Annotated in this window: 19 protein-coding genes; 10 read left to right on the top strand and 9 right to left on the bottom strand. The window is 72.2% G+C overall.

The window, feature by feature from the left end:
• Nucleotides 1-99: 99 nt before the first annotated feature.
• Both AB0H37_RS05625 and AB0H37_RS05620 read right to left on the bottom strand, forming a co-directional pair.
• Nucleotides 100-534, bottom strand: a complete 435-nt coding sequence (locus tag AB0H37_RS05625; RefSeq protein WP_329086866.1) for a Fur family transcriptional regulator — start codon at nt 532-534, stop codon at nt 100-102.
• A 127-nt stretch (nt 535-661) separates the two neighbouring features.
• Complete coding sequence (locus AB0H37_RS05620) at nt 662-2,230, bottom strand: cellulose binding domain-containing protein (RefSeq protein WP_360611615.1); 1,569 nt, start codon at nt 2,228-2,230, stop codon at nt 662-664.
• A 266-nt stretch (nt 2,231-2,496) separates the two neighbouring features.
• On the opposite strand from AB0H37_RS05620, the gene AB0H37_RS05615 reads away from it, so the two are divergent.
• Nucleotides 2,497-3,222, top strand: coding sequence for a hypothetical protein (locus AB0H37_RS05615; protein ID WP_360611613.1), 726 nt, complete (start codon nt 2,497-2,499; stop codon nt 3,220-3,222).
• 39 nt (nt 3,223-3,261) lie between these two features.
• Here AB0H37_RS05615 and AB0H37_RS05610 read toward each other — a convergent pair whose 3' ends face one another.
• Both AB0H37_RS05610 and AB0H37_RS05605 read right to left on the bottom strand, forming a co-directional pair.
• The gene (locus tag AB0H37_RS05610; protein ID WP_360611611.1) at nt 3,262-3,798 is read right to left on the bottom strand and encodes an isochorismatase family cysteine hydrolase; all 537 of its coding nucleotides are present in this window, start codon (nt 3,796-3,798) and stop codon (nt 3,262-3,264) included.
• Nucleotides 3,799-3,888: 90 nt separating this feature from the next.
• Nucleotides 3,889-4,506, bottom strand: a complete 618-nt coding sequence (locus tag AB0H37_RS05605; protein WP_329086874.1) for a TetR/AcrR family transcriptional regulator — start codon at nt 4,504-4,506, stop codon at nt 3,889-3,891.
• Between the two features lie 86 nt (nt 4,507-4,592).
• On the opposite strand from AB0H37_RS05605, the gene AB0H37_RS05600 reads away from it, so the two are divergent.
• Both AB0H37_RS05600 and AB0H37_RS05595 read left to right on the top strand, forming a co-directional pair.
• Entirely contained in the window at nt 4,593-5,507 is a 915-nt protein-coding gene (locus AB0H37_RS05600; protein WP_360611609.1) for an oxygenase MpaB family protein, read from the top strand.
• A 22-nt stretch (nt 5,508-5,529) separates the two neighbouring features.
• Nucleotides 5,530-7,074 carry an AMP-binding protein gene (locus AB0H37_RS05595; RefSeq protein ID WP_360611607.1) on the top strand — a complete coding sequence of 515 codons (1,545 nt, stop codon included), beginning with the start codon at nt 5,530-5,532 and terminating at the stop codon, nt 7,072-7,074.
• Between the two features lie 64 nt (nt 7,075-7,138).
• Here the strand turns inward: AB0H37_RS05595 and AB0H37_RS05590 are convergent, their stop codons facing one another.
• Nucleotides 7,139-7,699, bottom strand: coding sequence for a hypothetical protein (locus AB0H37_RS05590; RefSeq protein WP_360611605.1), 561 nt, complete (start codon nt 7,697-7,699; stop codon nt 7,139-7,141).
• 312 nt (nt 7,700-8,011) lie between these two features.
• Nucleotides 8,012-9,454 carry a cytosine permease gene (locus AB0H37_RS05585; RefSeq protein ID WP_360611603.1) on the bottom strand — a complete coding sequence of 481 codons (1,443 nt, stop codon included), beginning with the start codon at nt 9,452-9,454 and terminating at the stop codon, nt 8,012-8,014.
• Between the two features lie 104 nt (nt 9,455-9,558).
• Between AB0H37_RS05585 and AB0H37_RS05580 the strand changes: the two genes are divergently transcribed.
• Nucleotides 9,559-11,115 (top strand): helix-turn-helix domain-containing protein, encoded by a 1,557-nt coding sequence (locus tag AB0H37_RS05580; protein WP_329086884.1) that lies wholly within the window; start codon nt 9,559-9,561, stop codon nt 11,113-11,115.
• Nucleotides 11,116-11,142: 27 nt separating this feature from the next.
• On the opposite strand, the gene AB0H37_RS05575 is transcribed toward AB0H37_RS05580, so the two are convergent.
• Genes AB0H37_RS05575 through AB0H37_RS05565 form a run of 3 tightly spaced genes read right to left on the bottom strand, consistent with a single transcriptional unit; the run spans nt 11,143 to nt 13,811 of the window.
• Nucleotides 11,143-12,009, bottom strand: coding sequence for a polysaccharide deacetylase (locus tag AB0H37_RS05575; protein ID WP_360611601.1), 867 nt, complete (start codon nt 12,007-12,009; stop codon nt 11,143-11,145).
• Nucleotides 12,010-12,043: 34 nt separating this feature from the next.
• Nucleotides 12,044-13,174, bottom strand: a complete 1,131-nt coding sequence (locus tag AB0H37_RS05570; protein ID WP_179836908.1) for an NADH:flavin oxidoreductase — start codon at nt 13,172-13,174, stop codon at nt 12,044-12,046.
• A 43-nt stretch (nt 13,175-13,217) separates the two neighbouring features.
• Nucleotides 13,218-13,811: an urea carboxylase-associated family protein gene (locus tag AB0H37_RS05565; protein ID WP_360611599.1), complete on the bottom strand. Its 594-nt coding sequence runs from the start codon at nt 13,809-13,811 to the stop codon at nt 13,218-13,220.
• Nucleotides 13,812-14,194: 383 nt separating this feature from the next.
• Between AB0H37_RS05565 and AB0H37_RS05560 the strand changes: the two genes are divergently transcribed.
• The 6 genes from AB0H37_RS05560 to AB0H37_RS05535 are packed head-to-tail and all read left to right on the top strand — an operon-like array spanning nt 14,195 to nt 20,170.
• Complete coding sequence (locus AB0H37_RS05560; RefSeq protein ID WP_329086892.1) at nt 14,195-15,028, top strand: STAS domain-containing protein; 834 nt, start codon at nt 14,195-14,197, stop codon at nt 15,026-15,028.
• Complete coding sequence (locus AB0H37_RS05555; protein ID WP_329086894.1) at nt 15,028-15,414, top strand: STAS domain-containing protein; 387 nt, start codon at nt 15,028-15,030, stop codon at nt 15,412-15,414. The genes AB0H37_RS05560 and AB0H37_RS05555 overlap by 1 nt, the downstream gene beginning before the upstream one ends.
• Nucleotides 15,411-15,821: an anti-sigma regulatory factor gene (locus AB0H37_RS05550; RefSeq protein WP_179836906.1), complete on the top strand. Its 411-nt coding sequence runs from the start codon at nt 15,411-15,413 to the stop codon at nt 15,819-15,821. The genes AB0H37_RS05555 and AB0H37_RS05550 overlap by 4 nt, the downstream gene beginning before the upstream one ends.
• On the top strand, nt 15,809-16,864 hold the full coding sequence (locus AB0H37_RS05545) for an ATP-binding protein (protein ID WP_360611596.1): 1,056 nt from the start codon (nt 15,809-15,811) through the stop codon (nt 16,862-16,864). Before AB0H37_RS05550 ends, AB0H37_RS05545 begins: the two co-directional genes overlap by 13 nt.
• 4 nt (nt 16,865-16,868) lie before the next feature.
• On the top strand, nt 16,869-18,593 hold the full coding sequence (locus tag AB0H37_RS05540) for an ATP-binding protein (RefSeq protein WP_360611594.1): 1,725 nt from the start codon (nt 16,869-16,871) through the stop codon (nt 18,591-18,593).
• The gene (locus AB0H37_RS05535) at nt 18,590-20,170 is read left to right on the top strand and encodes a fused response regulator/phosphatase (protein ID WP_360611592.1); all 1,581 of its coding nucleotides are present in this window, start codon (nt 18,590-18,592) and stop codon (nt 20,168-20,170) included. The genes AB0H37_RS05540 and AB0H37_RS05535 overlap by 4 nt, the downstream gene beginning before the upstream one ends.
• The last annotated feature ends 187 nt before the right edge of the window (nt 20,171-20,357 follow it).

The raw sequence follows: 20,357 nt of genomic DNA, 5'->3' as shown, positions 1-20,357 counted from the left end.
GACATGGCGCGGGCGCCGCTGGACATTTCGACGGGCCGCTTTCCGGGGGCGGCGGCCGGCCCGGACGCCGTTTCGGGGGAGACGCGGGTGCGACCGGCGTCAGCCGGCGACCGTCCGGCACGCCGGGCACAGGCCCCAGAACGTGACGTCGGCCTCGTCGATGCGGTACCCGGCGTCGTCCACCGGGTCCAGGCAGGGCGGGTGCCCCACGGCGCAGTCGACGTCCTTGATCGCGCCGCAGTCCCGGCACACCAGGTGGTGGTGGTTGTCGCCGACGCGCCCCTCGAACCGGGCCGGGCTCCCGGCCGGTTCGATCCGGCGGACGAGCCCCGCCGCGGTCAGCGCGTGGAGCGCCTCGTACACCGCCTGGAGGGAGATGTGGCCCACGCGGTCGCGCACGCCCGCGGCGAGCGCCTCGACGCCGAGGTGGTCGCCGGCCCGGACGGTGTCCAGCAGGGCCACGCGGGCGGCCGTCACCCGCAGGCCGGCGCCGCGCAGCTCCTCGGCGGTGGACGGGGTCTGGGACGCGGTCATGGCGCCGAACCTTCCCTCACAAACGCGAATCGTTTAAGACAACAAATGAGGCAAGTCTATCCGGGCGGGCCGGATGCGGGCGCGGCCCGCGCCCCCCGAGCCGGGACGCGGGCCGCCGGCGGGCCGGTCAGAAACCTGCCGTGATCTTGGTGAACTCCCAGGGCTGCTGGTCGGTGCCGCTGCAGTTCTCGGCGACGCCGCCACCCGGGCAGGGCCGGTCCCGGTTGACCGACCAGAACGCCAGCCTGGCCAGGCCCTTGGACTTCGCCCAGTCGCGGATCCTCGTCCACGTCGCGGTCGAGGTGAGCTCCTGCTGGTCCGACAGGCCGTTCATGCCGGAGATCCCCATGTGCGAGTAGGCCGTGGCGTCCGACCATCCGAACGCCGACGTCAGCGCGGTCCTCAGGCCCTCGGACGCGTTGACGGTGCTGCCGTACATGTCCGCGCCGCCGCCGAAGTCGAACGGCATGATCGTGAACACGTCCACGTTCGCCTGCAGCGCCGCGGCCTGGTCGATGAGCCGCTTGCCCCAGTAGTTCGGCCCGGTGGTGGTCGTGCCGAACGTCAGGATCGTCTGCAGACCCGGGTTGTTCCGCTTGAGGATCTTCAGGGCGCCGAGGACGCGGTCCTGGACGGCCGCGTTCTCGAACTCGTCGCTGTTCTCGATGTCGATGTCGATGGCCTTGAGCCCGTAGGCGTCGATGACCTTCTGGTAGGCGCCGGCCAGCGCCTCGGGCGTGGAGCAGTTCGGGCCGAGCTTGTTGCCCGACCAGCCGCCGACGGACGGCAGCACGTCACCGCCGGCCGCCCGGATCTGCGAGATCGCCTGCTCGTCCACCCCGCCCTTGAGCGGGCGCTGCCCGTCCCACCCGGGGTTGCACCCGCCGCTGGACAGGATGAACGCCATCGTGAACCACTTGATCCCGGTGGCGCCCATGACGGTGGACGGGCTGGGCGGGTCTCCCCAGCCGAGGTACAGGTAGGGCGCGGCGCGCCGGCTCGCGGGCGGCGGCTCCGTGCAGCCGGTCGTGGTGACCGTGATCGGGCCGCTCGCCGCCGACTCGCCGGCGGTGTTGTACGCCTTCACCGTGTAGGTGTGGTCCGAGCAGGCGGTCAGCCCGCTGATGGTGGTGCCGGTCCCGGTCGCGGTGGCCTTGACCGCCGTGCCCTCGTAGACGCGGTAGCCGGTGACCGTCCCGGACGAGGCCGGCCACGTCAGCGTCAGCGAGGTGTCGGTCCTGGCGGTCACGGTCGGCGCCCCGGGCGCGGAGGGCGCGCCGGGCGGAGGCGTGTCGCCGCCCGTGCAGGAGGCGCCGTTGATCGTGCAGTTCTGCGGCGCCCCGGTCCCGTTGACGATGAAGCCGAACGTGACGCTCGCGCCGGCGGCGACGCTCCCGTTGTACTCGCGGTTGGCGAACGCGGCGTGCTGCCCGGTCTTGGTGAGCAGCGCGTCCCAGTAGGTCCCGACCGACGAGCCGGACGCCAGGTCGAACTCCACCTTCCAGCCGGTGACGGCGGAGGCGGTGTCGTTCTTGATCGTGTACCTGCCCTCGTACCCCGAGCCCCAGTCGGAGGCCTTGGCGAAGGTCGCCGTCACCGAGGCGGCGGCGCCGGCCTGGACGGGGACGAGCAGGGCGAGCAGGAGGGAGCAGAGGGCGGTGAGCAGGAAACCGGGGAGAAGCCTTCTTCTTCGCAATGTCACTCCCGGGTAGGAGACGTGGACGAGCGGGAATCCCCCGAACCCCGAGTCGGTCGCGCGGTGATCTAATAGGAAACTTTCCTATAAAACACCAGTGCACCGTAACCACCCGTCCGCCGCCCCGCAAGCCCCTGGAACGCGCCGATCGCGGCCCGTCCCGGGCGCCCGACCGACCACCCCTGCTCCCGCACCGAACCAGCCCGCCGGCGCCCGGAGAACTGGCATGATCGTTTCCGTCCAGACCAGACAGGACGGTACGTCGAATGCCTCCCAGAATCGTGTCCGGCGCCCTCGCGCTGGGCCTGGCCGCCGGTGTGCTCGCCGGCGGCGCCACCGCTGCCGAAGCCGAGTCGCCGCAGTTCCACGTCAAGGTGCCGAAGCACCTCTCCGTAGGAAAGGGGGAATACAACAAGTCCTGCGCCATGGACGTGTGGGTGTGGGGCACCGAAGGCTCCGCGGTCGCCTATTCCAAGGCCTATCTGATCGCCCCCGACGGGCGGATCCCGTCGCCGCTGGTCTACAGGAAGATCCTGCCCGGACGCCAGGTCGGCTGGGGCGTCGGGTGCCCCAACCAGGTCGAGGACCTCGGGAAATGGCGCGTTCGCGTCATCGCCTACGACCGGAAGGGCAAGGCCCTGGGAAGTCGTGAGGACTACTGGTACGAGAAGTACGACACGGCCATCCAGAATGGCAACGCCGCGCCCGAGCCCGTGCGCGCGGGCCGTCCCATCACCGTGTCCGGCCGCCTGAAGCGGCTCAACAATCCCGGCACCGGGTACACGGCGTATCCGGGCAAGGCGATCCGCGTCTACTTCCTTCCCAAGGGCTCCGCTTCCTGGGCCTACATGGGATCGGCTAAGACCGCCGGCGACGGCCGTTTCCGCAAGGCGTTCAAGGCCGAGCGCGACGGCTACTGGCGCGCCTACTTCCCCGGCACGAGCAACTTCGACCGCCAGAAGTCCTTCGACGACTTCGTCGACGTTCGCTGACCGTCAGGGGACGTCCTGCCCGCGCCGCGGGACGTCCCCTCAGAAGCATCGGTCGGCGCTGACGATCTCGGCGCGCATGTTCGACTCCATCATGCGCAGCGCGGCGTCGCCGAGGTCCGCGTCGATGTGCGCCACCGCGTCCCGGACCACCCTGAGTTGGAAGTGCCGGACGTAGGCGTCCAGCGCGCTGTAGAGGACGCACTGCTCGGTGACCTGGCCGGTGAGGACGACCCGCTCCACCTTCTCGCGGGACAGCAGGTACTCCAGCGCTGTGCCGTAGAAGGCGCTGTGCCTGACCTTGGACATGAACCCGCAGCCGGGCTCCGGGACGACGGGCTCGACGAGGTCGGGCCGCCGCCCGTTCAGGGCGCGGTCGACGAGGTCCTTCCGATCGGCCGAGAAGTCGCCGTAGTTGTCGTTGACGTAGAGGACGCGCACGTCGTCGCGCCCTCGGGCGTCGTCCAGCAGGCGCCGCAGCGGCTCGACCACCTCCTGGACGCTCTCGGCCAATGCGGCCGCGTCCTGGTGGTCGTAGGGGTTCAGCATGTCGATGACGATCAGTGCGCTCGTGCTCACAGGCGTGCCCTGCCCTGCCAGCACGGCCGCAACCAACGGGACGTCACAGAACTCCTGGGGCGGGCGGCCGCGATGGGGCGCTCCGGCGCGTCAGCCGCGGATGTAGCCGATGACGAGCTCGGCGAGCTCGTCGACCATCCGCTCGTGCGGGATGGGAGGCCGGTCCAGGACGTACTTGATGGACAGCAGGCCGACGGTCTCGGTGATGATCCACAGCGTGGCGTCGATGTCGAGGTCGTCCCGGAACTCGGCGCGGTTGAGCAGGAGGTAGACGCGCACCAGGTCGGTCAGCCGCCGCTGCAGCGCCGCGAGCTTGTCGAACGGCCCGAGCCGCGGCACCTGCTCGACGACGATGCGCAGCAGGTCGGCGTTCTCCTCGAACAGCCGGATCTGGACGTCCAGCAGCGCGCGCCCGGCCTCCTGCCACGGCAGGCGCATCGTGGCCTCGATCTCCTCGCCGAGCCGGTCGGCGAGGCGGTCGGCGAAGCGGTCCAGCACCGCGATGACGATCGCGTCCTTGTTGGGGAAGTACTGGTACAGCGATCCGTTGCCGACGCCCGCCGCCTTGGCGATCCTGTTGGTGGAGGCGCCGTCGTACCCGTGCTCGGACAGAACGCGAGTGGCGGCCTCCAGGATGCGCTCGACGGTGCGGCGCGAGCGGTCCTGGGAGGGGGTTCTGCGCGGTGAAAGCCCAGGTGAGCGCGTCACCGGAGGTTCCCTTCAAAACGCGACTTGTAAGCGACTTCTTATTCGCGTTTAGCTTACAGGAGTCGTTTCGTCAGGAGGTCGCGCCGATGACGGTGACCGATGGGACGCCCGCGAGCCCACAGGCCGAGCGGGAGCGCCGCGGCGATCCTGAGCCGTTCGGGCCGGGTTCGCTGCTGTGGGAGCAGATAGGGCTCTACACGTCGGCGATCGCGGGAAACAGCGTGTTCATCCTCCAGGTGATGCACCCGGCGATCGGTACCGTGGTCGACCGGCTGTCGAGCTTCCGCACCGACCCCCTGGGCCGCGCCGCGCGCAGCTTCGCCTCGGTGCAGACCTGGGTCTACGGCGGGCGCACCGCCATCGAGGAGGGCCGGCGGCTGCGCGAGATGCACAAGCCGCTCAGCGCCGTCGACGACGAGGGGCGGCGCCACCACGCGCTGTCGGCCGAACCGTGGGCGTGGGTCCACCTCACGGGTTTCTACGCCGCCGTCACCGCGGCCAAGTACTTCGCGCCCGCCCCACTGGCTCCTGAGGAGGAACAGCAGATCTTCGACGAGTTCCTCCAGCTCGGGAGGATCCTTCAGGTGCCCGAGAGGATGCTGCCGAAGAGCATCCCCGACTACTGGGTCTATTTCGACGACATGGTGGCCAACACTCTCGTCCCCCACAAGGTGGCGCACGAGGTGCTCGCGCAGATGGACCAGGTGCCGCCGAACGTGCCGGGGCCGCTGCGTCCGGCCGTCGCCCCCCTGAGCCTGGCCGCCGGACGCCTCGGACGGCTGATCACGGTCGGCACCCTCCCGGCGGAGGCGCGCGACAGGCTCGGCCTGCGGTGGACCGCGGCCGACGAGCGCAGGCTGCGCCTGGTCGGGCAGGTCATCGGCCGCGGCACGCCGCTGCTGCCCGAACGCGTCCGCTACATGCCGATCGCCTACCGCGCCCGGCAGGCGGCCCGCGCCCAGGAGCGGCTGGAGCGCGCCCTGGCGCACCGGCCCATGTGAACCCCGCAGGAGGTCGATCAGCATGCCCGACGAAGATCCGCTGGCGACGATGGCCGCCGTCGCCCCCTCGAAGATCGCGGTCGTCGAGGACGAGCGCCGTCTGACCTACCCCGAGTTCAACGCCCTGGTGAACCGGTACGCCAACCTGCTGGTCGAGCACGGCGTCCGGGCCGGCACCAAGGTCGTGTGGTGCGGCCGCAACAGCACCGAGGTCGTCGCGCTGATCTCGGCCCTGCGCAAGTGCGGGGCCGTCGGCGTCCCGCTGAACTACCGCCTGACGCCGGAGGAGACGACCTACGTCGTCGAGAACGCCGACGCCGCGCTGGTGGTGTTCGACGCCGAGCAGGCTCCCCAGCTCGAAGCGGCCCGTGTCCGGGCGACCGGCGTCCGCGCCTGGCTGGCCTGGGGCTCCGCGCCGCCGGACTGGGCCTCCTCGCTCGACGCCCTGGCCGGACGGAGCCCCGACACCGAGCCCGTCGCCCGCGGCGCCGACCCGGCGGCCGGCACCTCGATGTTCTACACCTCCGGGACGACCGGCAAGCCGAAGGGCGTCGTGCGCGGCGAGCCCGACCCGGCCCTGGTCCTCGGACTGGTCGGCGAGATCGGCTTCGAACCCGGCGACGTCTACCTCACCACCGGCCCGCTCTACCACTCGGGTCCGATGAGCTTCATGCTCATCGTCCAGCTCATGGGCGGGACCGTGGTCGTGATGCGCGACTTCGACCCCGAACGCTGGCTGGACCTGGTCGAACGGCACCGGGTGACGACCACGTTCTCCGCGCCGACCCCGATCCGCCGCGTGGTGGACCTGCCGGCGGAGACGATCCGCCGCAGGGACCTCTCCTCGCTGCGGCGCGTCATCGCCAACGCCGCCCCGTGGCCCTTCGAGCTCAAACGCCGGTACGTCGACCTGATCGGCGACGGCTCCCTGTTCGAGGTGTACGGCTCCACCGAGCTCGGCGTGGACACCGTCCTGCGCCCCGAGGACCAGATGCGCAAGCCCGGAAGCTGCGGCCGCGCAGCCCCCGGCGTCGAGATCGCGCTGTTCGGCGAGGACGGCCGCCCCGTCGGGGAACCGCACGTGCCCGGCGACCTCTACGTGCGCGGCACCGGCACCTTCAACGCCTACTACAAGGCCGAGGGCAAGTTCCAGGACGCCAGCCGCGGCGAATGGCTGACCGTCGGCGACATCGCCTACCGCGACGAGGAGGGCTTCTACTACATCTGCGACCGCCGCACCGACATGATCATCTCAGGCGGTATGAACATCTACCCGGCCGAGATCGAGGCCGTCCTCACCGCCCACCCGGCCGTGGCCGACGCGGCCGTGTTCGGCGTCCCGTCCGACGAATGGGGCGAGTCCGTACACGCCGCCATCGTCCTGGCGCCAGGCGGCGTGGCCGCCGACGACGAACTCCGTGACTTCTGCCGGGAGCACCTCGCCGCCTACAAGACCCCCAGGGGCTTCGACCGGCTCACCGAGATCCCGCGCAACCCCTCGGGCAAAACCCTGAAACGCCAACTCCGCGCCCCCTACTGGGACTCCCGAACCTCCAACATCACCTGACCCGGCGGCGCGGAGGGCACCGTCGACGGCCGCGGCGTGGGCGCCGCGGCCGCTGGTCGTCCGGTCACGGGTGTGCGCGCTCGGTGTGCCGGTGATCCGCCTTTCCGTCGGGCTCCGGAGGGCGGGCCCAGGGGGAGCGCTGGGCCGGGTGGCGGTGGCGGGTTCTGTTCGCGGTGGTCTTTCTGCCGAAGGCCGCGTCGCGCCCCGGCGGGCGCTGCGTCAGGTACTCCGTGGTGTCCTCGGCGTCCCGTGCGGAGGGCAGGCGCGGCGCGGTGCCTCGGTCGGCCAGGCGCGCCGAGGTGATCGTGAGTTCGTAGTGGGCCCACACCATGGCGGCGTTCTCCAGGCGGCGGGCCGTGGCCTGGACGAGGTAGACGTCGGACAGGGCGGTGACGATCAACAGGACGGGCGTGCCTCTGTCCAGGTCGGCCGCGGTGGGGCCGGACGGCCAGACCGCCACGCGCAGGTGCCGGTCGTCGAGGACGTGGAGTTCCCCCCAGTCCGGCACGCAGACCAGGGGCCGCCCGTCGGGGGCGCAAGTGATCATGACGACGGGATGCTGGCGGGAGGGGGCGCTGCTGATCGCTTGGACGGCGGCTGGGAGCAGCTCGGGGGAGAACGCCATCGGCATGTCCGCCTTACGTCGAAGGTCCTGCCGGCCCGGCGGGCGACCAGGGTCGGCCCCTGCTCGAAGAGTCCGTCTCGCTCACTCGATCATATGTTCGATTTTAGAGGCGGGCGAGCGATATTTCCACGAGCGAGGTCGCCTGTTTCCTTCCCAGTCCCGGGGGGCCGCCATGCGCCAACCTGGCGCGCAGGAAACATGGTTGGCCCTTTGAGGATGGTCGATCCCGGCGGTCCGCGCATGGGCGGACGCACACGGTGATCCGCCGGCGCGATGGCGTCGGCGGCTCACCGTGGAAGGCGCGGCTTCCCGTCAGGAGATCTTCTCGACCGGGGCGGCCTGGCGGGCCTTCCGGTGGGCCCGGCGTTCCAGGGCGTAGTACAGCCCGCCGGCGACCAGGCCGCCCGAGAGCCACGAGAAGTCGGTGTGCCCGAGTGCCCGCGCGATCGGGCCCTGCAGTGCGGGCACCGTGCCGAACTGCCATGCCCATGCCGCCAGAAGCCCGACCCCGAGGCTGCTCAGGGCCCGGGGGTTCGCGCCGCCGTCCCGGTAGAGGGCGGCCACGTCGATCCGGCCGCGCCGCAGGACGAAGAAGTCGACCAGGACGATGGCCGCCCAAGGGCTGATCCACACCAGGATGGACGCCATCCAGTGGTCGAACGCCTGGGCGAAGCTGTCGGCCTGCACGAACACCACCAGCACCGCGGACGCCACCGCTCCGGCCACCAGCGTCACCTTCCAGCGGGCGACCCGGATGCCGACCGACAGCGCGGCGAGCGAGCACGAGTACAGGTTCAGGATGTTGGTCGCCACGGGCCCGTGCATGATCAGTAGCAGGACCGGCACGGCCATGACCCCGAACGCGCCGGTCACCAGGCTGGACGGGTCGCCGCCGTCGCCCGCGCTGGCCAGGCAGGCGCCGAGCCCGGCCAGCCACACGGTGGGGACGTACATCCCGAGCGCGGTGGACCAGAACACCGACCGGTCCGAAGCCCGCGGGCGCACGAAGCGGCTGTAGTCGGCGGAGTAGGGGAGCCAGCTGATGCCCCAGCCGATGCCGATGGCGGTGAGCAGCTGGGTCACGGCGGTGAACTTGTCACTCGTGGTGGCGGCGGTGGCGGTCGTCCAGTGGAGGTCGGCCTGCCCGAGGGCGAGCCCGGTCATGACCACCATGACCAGCACGGTCGCCGGGACGGTGTACTTCTCGAACGTGCGGATCGCATAGAACCCGTAGAGGGCCAGGACGAGCTGGGCGGCCATGATGAGCCCGGCCACCAGGTAGCGCAGCCCGGCGCCGCCGTGCACCCCCGCCTGGGCGAGGATCTCGATCACCAGGTCCAGCACCACCCAGGTGTTGACGCCGACCCAGCCCATGGTCAGCAGCCCCTGCACCAGGCCCGGGACGAGGGCGCCGCGCCGGCCGAACGGCCCGCGGCCGAGGACCATCTGGTTGACGCCGGTCCGGTGGCCGATGACGTTGAACAGCCCGAACACCGCACAGCCCACCAGGTTGCCGAGGGTGACGACCACCAGGGTCTCCACCAGGCTCAGGCCGAGCGTGACCCCCAGCGCCCCGAGCACCCAGTTGATCGGCGCGATGTTGGCCCCGCACCAGATCCAGAACTGCTGCCACGGCGTGGAGTCGCGCGCCGAGGCCGGAATGGGGTCGATGCCGTGTTCGTCGAAACGGACCGGTTCTTCCAAGCGAACCGGTTCGGCGGCAAGGATCTGGTGTGCGGATTCGTTGCTGGACATGGTTCCTCCGTCCGTGACGTACAGCACACCAAAGCATCGTGTCTTCTCGTCCAGAAGTAGAGAAACCTCTATCGTCGGCCGTGTTGGGTGGATAGATTTACAGGGTGTTCACGCTGGCATCCCTGCTGGAAGACGAGTCGCTGGGTCTGAGCGTCCTGGTTCCGGGTCCGCCGGGAGCCCTGGAGGAGCCGGCCGCCTGGGTCCACAACACCGAGCTGCCCGACCCCTCGGGCTACGTGCGGCGGCGCGAGCTGGTGCTGACCAACGGCCTCTGGGACGACCGGATCGCGGCCTCAGGGTTCGTCGCCAACGTCCAGCGGGCCCAGGCCGCGGGCATCGTGTTCGGCCTGCGCTCGGAGCGTCCCACCACTCCGGAGGATCTGGTCGCCGCCTGCCGCGACGCGGGCGTGCCCCTGCTGGAGATCGCGGCGGCGGTGCCGTTCACCGCGATCTCCGAGGCGGTCGCCACCCGCTACACCGAGGAGCGCCAGGGCGCGCTGGTCGGCATGGTGCGCCGGGGGGACGCGCTGGCGACGGCGATCTCGCGGGGCGCGGGCGCGTCCGGCGTCCTGCGGGTGCTGCGCCGCGACCACGAGCTGCCGCTCGCGGTCATCGACCGGATGGGCCGCCTGCTGGCCTCGGCGGGGACGGAACTGGACGCCGCCCAGCTCCACACGGTCGCCACGGGGCTGACCCGTCGCCCGCCGCCCCTGGAACTCGACCTCGGCGCCGCCGGACGGGCCGCGCTGTACCTGGTCGGCGCGGTCGGCGACGTGGACGCTGCGCTGATCTGCCTGCGCCCGGTGAGCGAGCTGACGCGCGTCGAACAGGACGCTCTGGACCAGGCGGCGCGCTTCCTCAGCCTGGAGGTCGCCAAGCAGCAGGCCGTGCAGGCGATCGAGCTGCGGTTCGCCAGCGAGCTTCTGGAGATGGTGCTGTCGGGCGGCAGCCGCGACGCCGAGGTCCCCGGCCGGCTGCGCGCGTTCGGCGTCGACCCCGAGGGGCCGCTCGCGGTGTGGACGGCGGCGTTCGCGGGCCCGGAGGCCACCCTGCCCGGACTCGCGGAGGTGATCGGCGAGTTCTTCGTCGCCGCCGGCGTCCCGGTCGTGGTGGCGGCCGGGTCGCAGGACGTGGTGGCCGTCCTGTCGTGGCGGCAGGGCGAGCGGGAGGCGGCGCTCCTCGCCGAGCGCCTCGCGGCCGCCGTCGGGGAACGGTTCCCCGGCCACCGCGCGGTCGTGGGCCTCGGCGGGACCGCCCGGGGGCCGGCGGGGCTGCGCGAACCGCTCATCAGGTCCCGCGAGGTCTGCCGCACCCTGCGGCGGGGCGGCTCCGGGCCCGCCGTCCGGACCTTCGCCGAGCTCGGCCCCCACCGGCTCCTGCTCGGAACGCAGAACGCCGTCGCTCTGCGCACCCTGGCGGACGGCGTGCTCGCGCCGATACGCGAGCACGACGCCAGGCGGGGCGGCGAGCTGGAGACCACGCTGCGCGCGTTCCTGGACCACGACGGGCACTGGCAGGCGACCGCCGCCGCCCTCCGGGTGCACGTCAACACGCTGCGGAACCGGCTCGCCAAGATCAGCGAGTTGACCGGCCGCGACACCTCCCGCACCGCCGACCGCGTCGACCTCTTCCTGGCCCTCCAGGCCGCCGACATGGTCTGACGCCCGTCCGCGGGCCGGTGCGGGCGGTCAGTGCGGGTGGACGTCCGGGTCCACCTGCGGCGGACGATGAGGCCGCGGCCGGACGTCCGGGTCGGCGAACGCCGCCTCCGCCACGTCCCGGCACCGGGCGAACGCCACGTCTCCGCACTCCCGCGCGTACTCGATGAACCGGCGCAGGGCCAGCGCCCGGCCCGGACGCCCGGACAGGAACGGGTGCACGCAGAGGTTGAACAGGCACCGGTACTGCCGCATGCCGTCCAGCTCCGTGCGCCACAGCTCCAGCACCTTGAGCGGCGACTCGATGACCGCCCCGACGTGCGGTGCGGGCAGGAAGGCGTACTGCTCCCAGTCGTCCAGCGACCAGTGCACCGGCAGCTCGACGATCTCGCCCGCCGCGGTGGGCACCCGGTAGGGCCGGTCGTCGCCCATCAGGGACGAGTCGTAGCGCAGGCCGTGCTCGGCCACCAGTTCCGCCGTCGTCCAGGACGCCTCCCACAGCGCCGCCCGGTGCCCGGCGATCTCGATGCCCTGCCCTGAGAACACCTCCAGGGCGCGCTCGAAGTCCGCGCGCTCCTCCTCCGGGGACATCGACGTGGGCGGACGGTGGGCGTAGGAGTGGTGCGCCACCTCGTGTCCGCGCTCGACGATGGAGGCGGCCAGCCCCGGGCGCCGCTCGGCCACCCAGCCCGGCACGAAGAACGTCGCCGGGACCTCCATCTCCTCCAGCAGCCCGAGGATCCGGGGCAGCCCCACGTCCGGCCCGTAGGCCTGGTGGGACATGGTGCTCGCGTGCGCGGCGTACCGGCCGCCCTGGGCGAGGATCGGCGTCTCGGCGTCCACGTCGAAGCCCAGGGCCACCACGGCGGCGGCCCCGCCGTGCCAGCTTCCGGCCATGTCCCCGTTCCTCCCCTCGCCCCCGGCCGCCGGATCAGGCGTCCGCACCGGCCGCCAGCCGCCAGCGCCGCGCGTTGTCCAGGGTGACCATCGGCGACAGCATCGCATGGTCGAAGGACACGGGCGCACTGCCCTCGGCGAGCCGGCGCGGCAGGTCGGGATTCACCAGCGCGGCCCTGGCCACCGAGACCAGGTCGGCATGGCCGTCCGCCAGGACCTGCGCCGACAGGTCCGCGTCGTGCATCCCGCCGTTGGCGATCACGGGCAGGCCGCTCACCCGGCGGGCCAGGCCGGTGACGGTGAGCCCCCGGTCCAGCCGCGCGGAGTCGAGCCAGTTCCGCCCCTCGCTCGCGACGTGCAGGTAGGTCGCGCCCGCCTCGGCCAGCGCGGCGAAGATCACCTCCGCGTCGTGGGCGCCGCCGGGCCAGCGGTACCGGAAGTCGTTCACCTTGGTCTGCGACACCCGGACCCCGACGCACCAGTCCGGCCCCACCTCCGCGCGGATCGCCGCGACGATCTCCGCCGTCAGGCGCACCCGGGCCGCGATCGGCCCGCCGTAGGAGTCCTCACGAAGGTTGGTGTAGTCGGTGAGGAACTGGTCCAGCAGGTAGCCGTTGGCGGCGTGGACCTCCACACCGTCGAACCCGGCGCGCTCGGCGTTCACCGCCGAGGCGACGAAACCGTCCACGGCCTGCCTGATGTCGTCCGGGCTCATCTCCCGGGGTGCCGCCCAAGGGCCGTGCCCGCCGTACTCGGGCATCTTGACGCCCTGCGGCACCACCGCCGACGGCCCCGCGGTGTCGTCGCGGTAGGGGTTGCCCTGCGACAGCGCGCCCGCGTGCATCAACTGGGCCACGATGGAGCCCCCGGCCTCGTGCACGCCGGCGGTGACCTCTCGCCAGGCGGACACGTGGCGCTCCGACACCAGGCCCGGCTGGTTGAGATAGCCCTGGCTGTAGACGGCGTCGGTGTAGACCCCCTCGGTGATGACCAGGCCGAAGCCGCCGCGGGCGTACTCGGCGTAGTACTCGGCCATCTCGGGCGTCGCCGTGCCGTCCGGCGCGGCCGAGACCCGTGTCATCGGCGCCACCACCAGGCGGTTGGACGTGCTCAGCCCGCCGACTCGTCCCGGCTCAAGCGCCGGATGTGCGACTGTGACGGTCATCTTCACTCCTTCTCGTTCATGGACCGGTCGGGGCCGGTCCGCTTCACAGGACGTCGATCGCCATCGGGGTCGGGCCGTCACCGTTGATCCCGGCCAGGTCCTGCGGGCACGCCGACACGACGACCACGCAGTCCATGGCCGCCTCGAAGGTGATCGCGTCCCCGGGCCGGCTCTCGGCGGCCAGCCACCGCAGCCGTCCGGAGTCCTCCACCGGGATCCGCATGAACACGTTGACCGGCTGCGGGACGGTGCCGGTCGACAGCCCCATCTCCGCCAGCGCCGATTCCAGGTTCTGCGCGCACGAGGCGTGGCCCGGCGCCCCGAGTCCCGCGTACCGTGCGGGGTCGCACGCGGCGATCAGCATGTCGTGCGAGCCGGGCGAGGTGTCGCCGGCCAGGGTCAGGATCGGCCTGCGCCGATCGGTGACGAACGACTCGCCCACCTGCGGGAACAGCCGGCTCGTCACGCTGCGGGTGTGCGCGGCGCTCAGATGCTCGCGCGGGTCGTCCGCGGCGAACGCGAACAGGTCGCCGACCTGACCGCCCTCCACGTCCACGACCCGCACCCGCCGCCCGGCGCCCACCCGCACCGCCCGGCCTTCTCCGGCGGGCACCATCGTCCGTCCCATCGTCACCATGCCGGCCAGCACACCACCCGCTGGACCTCCCGAGCCATGGAGCTTCATCCAGGCTTGAGTCGGTGTATTGTGTTTTCGTCTATGGCCCACGGCTCGGCGGCCGGCCGCCCGTCGAGGGTGTCGCGTTCGCGCCCGCACGGCACGCGGGCCGAAGGCGGACATGCACCCTCGGTCACCGTCGGTAACCGACAGAGTCGGTTACCGGTCAGTCGCTTCTTGGTCCCCGGCCCGCCCGCCGAGGGCGGCCCGCGGTGAAGCCCAAACGCCCTCCGATCATTAATGATCATGGCGCCGAGTCCGTTTCTCTCTGCTATGGGCGGTACTCTTCCCGCAGCGTTCGTGCGTGATGGCGGTGGCCAGTGGGCAGCGAGGGAGCACGGCAGTTGAGCAAGGGAACGAGCGATGCGCATCTTCCGGAGCTGTTGCGCTCCCGGCGGGATGTCATTCTTGACCGGTGGGTCAAGCTGGTCGTCGCGGGGGTGCGCGGACGGATCACGGAGAGTGAGCTGAGGGCCGAACTCTTCGAGCTGTACGGGCTGATCGAGAGGGCGACCGGCGGGGAGCAGGAGGCGGCCGGGGAGCTCCGGGCCGCACTGACCGAGATCTCCCGCACCCGCGCCCGGCAGGGGTTCAGCCCCAGCGAGACCGCGGTGAGCGTCTTCGCGCTCAAGCAGGCGGTGCTGGAGCAGGTCGGCGCCGTCGGTGACGTGGCGGCGTACGCCGAGTTCGTGGCGTTCTCCTCCGAGGTCGACGATCTGGGACTGCTGACGTTCGAGACCTACGCCGCCGCGCGCGAGCAGGTCATCGCCGACCAGACGGAGCAGTTGCTCGAACTGTCCACGCCCGTGGTGAAGCTGTGGGACGGGATCCTCGGGGTCCCGCTCGTCGGCACCCTCGACTCGGCGCGCACGCAGGTGGTCATGGAGACCCTGCTGGAGCGCCTGGTGGAGACGGGCTCCGAGTTCGCCGTGATCGACATCACCGGGGTCCCGGCCGTGGACACCGAGGTGGCCCAGCACCTGCTGAAGACGGTGATGGCGGCCAGGCTGATGGGCACCGAATGCGTGATCTCCGGCATCCGCCCGCAGATCGCCCAGACCATCGTGGCGCTCGGGATCGAGTTCGGCGACATCCCGACGAAGGGGTCGCTCGCCGACGCCCTGGAGTGGGCGCTGGACCGCACGGGTACCCGGGTCGTCGGCGGGGCGGGGGCCTGATGGAGCGCGTGCCGATTCTGAAGATCGGCGAAGTCCTGCTGGTGTCGATCCAGATCGACCTTCAGGACCAGACCGTCCTGGCGCTCCAGGAGGACCTGGCCGACCGCATCGTCAAGACGGGCGCCCGGGGCGTGATCATCGATATCACCGCGGTGGACATCGTGGACTCCTTCATCGGCCGGATGTTCGCCACCATCGCCTCGATGTCGCGGCTGATGGACGCGGAGACGGTGGTGGTGGGCATGCGGCCCGCGGTGGCGATCACCCTGGTCGAGCTGGGGCTGTCGCTGGGCGGCGTGCGCACGGCGCTGGACCTGGAGAAGGGCATGCGGCTGCTCGGCGCGCCGCTGCCGGCCATCGGCGCCGGCAGCGTGGACCGCCCGTGACGAGTCCGGCGGACGGCACCGTTCCCATCTCCTCCAACGACGACGTGGTCCGCGTGCGGCAGCTCGTGCGGGCCGCCGCCGCCTCTGCGGGGATGTCGCTGGTCGACCAGACCAAGATCGTCACGGCGGCCAGTGAGCTGGCCCGCAACACCTTCGTGCACGGCGGAGGCGGCTCCGCGCGCGTGGAGTCCGTCGTCAACGCGCGGGGACGCGCCGGCGTACGGCTGGTGTTCACCGACACGGGCGGCGGCATCCCCGACGTGGCGCAGGCCCTGACCGAGGGCTGGACGAGCGGAGGCGGACTCGGCCTGGGCCTGCCCGGTGCGCGGCGCCTGGCCGACGAGTTCGAACTGGAGACCGAGGTCGGCAGGGGTACCACGGTGACGGTGACCAAATGGATCCGCTGACCGGCACCGGATGGATGACCAGCCCGCCCACGGGTGACGCGGTGTGGCTGCGGGCCGAGGAGCCCAGCGCGGCGGCCGGCGCACGGCGCCACGCGGGCCGCCTCGCCGAGCGGCTCGGCTTCGCGGGGGAGCGTCTCGGGCAGATCCAGCTCGCGGTGACCGAGGCGGCCACCAACCTGGCCAAGCACGCGGTGCGGGGCGAGATCCTCGTCCGGATCGTCCGGATGGGGGAGGACGCCGCGCTGGAGGTCGTGTGCCTGGACCGGGGGCCCGGCATCGCCGACGTCGCCGCGTCCCGCGTGGACGGCCATTCCACCTCCGGCACGCTCGGCCTGGGGCTCGGGTCGATCGAGCGGCTCGCCGACCGCACCGGCCTGCATTCGCTTCCCGGCGCCGGCACCGTCCTGTTCGCCGGGTTCTCCCCGTCCGGCGGCAGGACGGCTCCTCCGCAGCCGGGGCCGCCCTTCGCCGGGCTGACCCGCCCGATCGACGGTGAGGAGGAGTGCGGCGACGCCTACGCCGCGCGGCTGGACGGCGGAACGGTCTACGCGATGGTCTGCGACGGCCTCGGGCACGGGCCAATGGCGGCGCGGGCCGGCCAGGAGGCCGTCATGGCGATGCGCGAGGCCGTGCTGCCGGCGCGTCCCCTCGACCTGCTGCGGAAGGTGCACCAGCGGCTCGGGGCGACCCGGGGCGGCGCGGTCGCGGTGGCGGCGGTGGACCCGGAGGCGCGCCTGGTGCGGTTCGCGGGACTGGGCAACATCGCCGGTTGGATCGTCGGGCTCGACCGGCGGCACGGCATGATCTCGGTGCCGGGCATCGCCGGCGCGAAGACCCGGACGCTGCGCGAACACGCCTACGAGCTGCCGGAGGGCGCCGCCGTGGTGCTGCACTCCGACGGGCTGACCGACAAGTGGGACGCCGCCGGCCGTCCCGGGCCCTCCCGCGAGCCGCTGCTCATCGCCGCCGAGCTGCTGCGTTCCGCCGGGGTGCGGCACGACGACCGCTGCGTCCTCGCCGTGACCACCGCCGGGCGGAGGTGAATCGATGGCGGAGGAACTGCTGCGTTTGCGGGTGGCCGACGACGAGGGCGTCTTCGCCCTCCGCCAGGCCGGGCGCCATGTCGCCGCCGCGGTCCGTCTCGACTTCCAGGACCAGGTGCGGGTCGCCACCGCGCTCAGCGAGATCGGCCGGGAGCTGGTGGCCCACTCCGGCACGGTCGCGGTGGCCTTCTGCCTCGACCGGCGGCCCGCGCCGCGGCTGCTGATCGAGATCGAGTACGCGCCCGAGGCGGGCGCCCACCGCCCGAAGGAGGGCGACACCGCGGCCGCGCGCCTCATGGACCTGGTCGAGGAGACGGGAACCGAGGCGCGGCGGACCGTCAGGCTCGCCAAGGACCTGCCCGCGGACGTCTCCGCGGTGGCCGACGCGACGCTGGCCGACCTCCGTGCGCGGCTGGGACGCCTCCAACCCGCCACCGCCCTGGAGGAACTGCGGACCCAGAACGCCGAGCTGCTGCGGACGCTGGAGGACGTGCGGCGGCAGAGCGAGGAACTCCGCGCGCTCAACACCGAGCTGGAGGAGACCAACCAGGGCGTGATGGCCCTCTACAACGAGCTGTCCACCGAGCTGGAGGAGACCAACCGGGGGGTGGTGGCGCTGTACGCCGAACTGGAGGAGAAGTCCGACCAGCTCCGCGAGGCGGGCGAGGCCAAGAACCGCTTCTGGGCCAACATCAGCCACGAGCTGCGCACGCCCGTCAACGGTGTCATCGGGCTCGCCCGGCTGCTCCTCGACCCCGCCGCCGAACCCCTGACCGAGGAGCAGCGGCACCAGGTCTCGCTGGTCGCCGGCGCCAGCGAGACCCTGCTCTCCCTGGTGAACGAGCTGCTGGACATGGCCAAGGCCGAACAGGGCCGGCTCGCGCCGCGCCGCACCTTCGTCGAGGTGCCCTCGATGCTGCGGCAGCTGGCGGACCTGATGACGCCCATGGCAGAGCAGGCGGGGGTGCGGCTCCGGGTGGACGCCGCCGACGCGGGGGCCCTCACCATGGTCACCGACGAGGTGATGCTGACCCGCATCCTGCGGAACCTGGTGGCCAACGGGCTCAAGTTCACCGACGAGGGCGAGGTGCGCCTGACGACCCGGCGCACCGCCGACCACCTGGAGTTCGCCGTCGCCGACACCGGGATGGGCATCCCGCCCGCCGAGCGGGAGCGCGTCTTCGAGGAGTTCTACCAGGTGCCGGGCGGCAAACCGGGCGGAACGGGGCTCGGGCTGACCTACTCCCGCCGCCTCGCCCATGCCCTCGGCGGCGACCTGACGCTGGAGAGCGAGGTCGGCGCGGGCACGACGGTGACGCTGCGCCTCCCCCCGTACCGGAGCCTGGCCGAACTCCGTATCGCGCACGTGCTGGTCGCCGACGGGCACGAGGCCGCGCGCCGGGTCCTGCGCGACATGATCGGCGACGCCGCCGAACGCGTCAGCGAGGCCGGCGACCCGCGGACCGTCCGCCACCTGGCGGCCTCCTCCGACCCGCCCGAGCTGATCCTGCTCGGCCCCGACATCTCCGCCGCCGACGCGGTGGGCGAGCCGGGCGGGCCGCCGCCCGGGACCGCCGTCGTGCTGATCGCCCCGTCGGACGGGGCCGCCTCGGACGAGACGCGGCCGGAGCGCGTCGACGCCGTTCTCGACCAGGCCCAGCTCGCACCGGTCATGCTCGCCGACGCGGTGGCGCGGGCCCGGACCAGGCGGACGGCCCGGATGCCATGACCGACGCGATACCGACCGCGACCACCCTGGTCGTCGACGACAACGAGACCAAGCGGTACATCATCGGCAGCTGGCTGCGCCGCGCCGGGCACATCGTCGTGGAGGCCGCCACCGCCGCCCAGTGCTGGGAACGGCTCGCCGAGCACCAGATCGACCTGGTCGTCCTGGACGTGCAGCTGCCCGACGCGAACGGCATGGAGGTCTGCGAGCAGATCAAGGCCGCCCCCGCCACGGCGTCGCTGCCCGTCGTCCACATCTCCGCCACGGCCGTCGAGTCCACCGACCGCACCCACGGGCTGCGGCGCGGCGCCGACGCCTACATGACCGACCCCATCGACCCGGGCGAGTTCATCGCCACCGCCGAGGCGGTCCTGCGCTACTACCAGGCGCGCCGCCGCGCCGAGCGGATCGCCGAGCGGATGGCGGCCTTCACCCGCACCTCGCTGGCCATCAACGCCGCCACGACCTTCGACGGGCTCGCGGCGGTGGCGGCGCGCGGCGCCCTCGACATCTTCCGCGTGCCCGCGGCGGTGTTCATCCACCCCCCGGACGGCCGGGTGAGGAGGACCGTCCATCTGGGCAACGAGCCGTGGAACCGGCCCTGCCCTCCCGAGGTGCCCGCGCGGCTCGTCGCGATGACCGGCCTCGGCGAGGACACCGGTACCCGCATCGCCGCCGTGCCGGAGGCGCAGTGGCGGGAGCTGCTGCCCGACAGCGCCTCCAAGGGCGACGTCCTCCTGGTGACCTCGCGGGCCAAGCGCGGCCGTCCCGCGATCGGCGTGGCGATCGAGGCCGGCGGCGCGTCCGACGAGGACGCCACCCACCTCCTGCGCCAGCTGGGGCAGGCGGTGGCCCTGGCGATGGAGGCGCTGCGCTCCTACACCGAGGAGCACCTGATCTCCCTGACGCTCCAGCGCAGCCTGCTGCCCGCCGTCCACCCCGCCATGCCCGGCTGGGCGTTCAGCGTCCGCTACGAGCCGGCCAGCGACCAGGCCGAGGTGGGCGGCGACTTCTACGAGGTCATCGACCGAGGCGAGGACGTCCTGGTGGCCATCGGCGACGTGCAGGGGCACTCCCTGCACGCGGCCACCGTCATGGCCGAACTCCGGCACGCGCTGCGGGCCTTCGCCGCGGAGGGCCATGACATCGTCAGGATCCTCAGGCTGCTCAACACCGTGATGCAGCGGTACCACGACGACCAGACCGCCACGATGTGCCTGATGTCCCTGGACCCGCGCACGGGACGGCTCCAGGTCGCCAACGCGGGCCACCTGCCGCCCCTCCACATCGCCGCCGGACGGGCCGAGTACGGCGGCAGGGGCGGCCTGCTGCTCGGCTTCCCGGCCGAGCGGCTCGGCCTGGAGGAGACGAGCGTCCCGCCGGGCGGCACCGTCGTCCTCATCACCGACGGGCTGGTCGAGGAGCGCACCGTCTCCCTGACCGCGAACCTCGAACGCCTCAGGACCCTCGCCGTGGACGTGGACGACGACCTGGAGGCCTACAGCGACCGCATCCTCGCCGAGTTCGGGCGACGCGAGGACGACGTCGCCCTCGTCGTCCTGCACCGCGCCCCCTGAGCGACGGCGACGCCGGACGTGGCGTTCCTCAATGCCGCCACCGTGGGCCGCGAGTGCCGGGCCCTGTCACGCACCCTTCGCCGTGATTGACCCAAAGCGTGAACTCCCTTGAGCTAGTTGATCGAGGCAGCGGGCATCAGGTCAGGCGTACGAAGAGTCTGCGTACGCACGTGCCTGCGTGTCATCA

The sequence above is a fragment of the Actinomadura sp. NPDC023710 genome (assembly GCF_040639875.1).
Taxonomy (GTDB): domain Bacteria; phylum Actinomycetota; class Actinomycetes; order Streptosporangiales; family Streptosporangiaceae; genus Spirillospora; species Spirillospora citrea.
Note: the sequence above shows the minus strand (reverse complement) of the source record. Positions and strands in the feature narration are given on the sequence as shown.

Bases quoted from the DNA above. Each gene is read 5' to 3' on its own strand.
- AB0H37_RS05565 (WP_360611599.1), bottom strand. From the start codon at position 13,811: ATGGTGACGATGGGACGGACGATGGTGCCCGCCGGAGAAGGCCGGGCG.
- AB0H37_RS05540 (WP_360611594.1), top strand. From the start codon at position 16,869: ATGGCGGAGGAACTGCTGCGTTTGCGGGTGGCCGACGACGAGGGCGTC.
- AB0H37_RS05600 (WP_360611609.1), top strand. From the start codon at position 4,593: ATGACGGTGACCGATGGGACGCCCGCGAGCCCACAGGCCGAGCGGGAG.
- AB0H37_RS05595 (WP_360611607.1), top strand. From the start codon at position 5,530: ATGCCCGACGAAGATCCGCTGGCGACGATGGCCGCCGTCGCCCCCTCG.
- AB0H37_RS05625 (WP_329086866.1), bottom strand. From the start codon at position 534: ATGACCGCGTCCCAGACCCCGTCCACCGCCGAGGAGCTGCGCGGCGCC.
- AB0H37_RS05545 (WP_360611596.1), top strand. From the start codon at position 15,809: ATGGATCCGCTGACCGGCACCGGATGGATGACCAGCCCGCCCACGGGT.
- AB0H37_RS05575 (WP_360611601.1), bottom strand. From the start codon at position 12,009: ATGGCCGGAAGCTGGCACGGCGGGGCCGCCGCCGTGGTGGCCCTGGGC.
- AB0H37_RS05555 (WP_329086894.1), top strand. From the start codon at position 15,028: ATGGAGCGCGTGCCGATTCTGAAGATCGGCGAAGTCCTGCTGGTGTCG.
- AB0H37_RS05570 (WP_179836908.1), bottom strand. From the start codon at position 13,174: ATGACCGTCACAGTCGCACATCCGGCGCTTGAGCCGGGACGAGTCGGC.
- AB0H37_RS05615 (WP_360611613.1), top strand. From the start codon at position 2,497: ATGCCTCCCAGAATCGTGTCCGGCGCCCTCGCGCTGGGCCTGGCCGCC.
- AB0H37_RS05585 (WP_360611603.1), bottom strand. From the start codon at position 9,454: ATGTCCAGCAACGAATCCGCACACCAGATCCTTGCCGCCGAACCGGTT.
- AB0H37_RS05590 (WP_360611605.1), bottom strand. From the start codon at position 7,699: ATGGCGTTCTCCCCCGAGCTGCTCCCAGCCGCCGTCCAAGCGATCAGC.
- AB0H37_RS05535 (WP_360611592.1), top strand. From the start codon at position 18,590: ATGACCGACGCGATACCGACCGCGACCACCCTGGTCGTCGACGACAAC.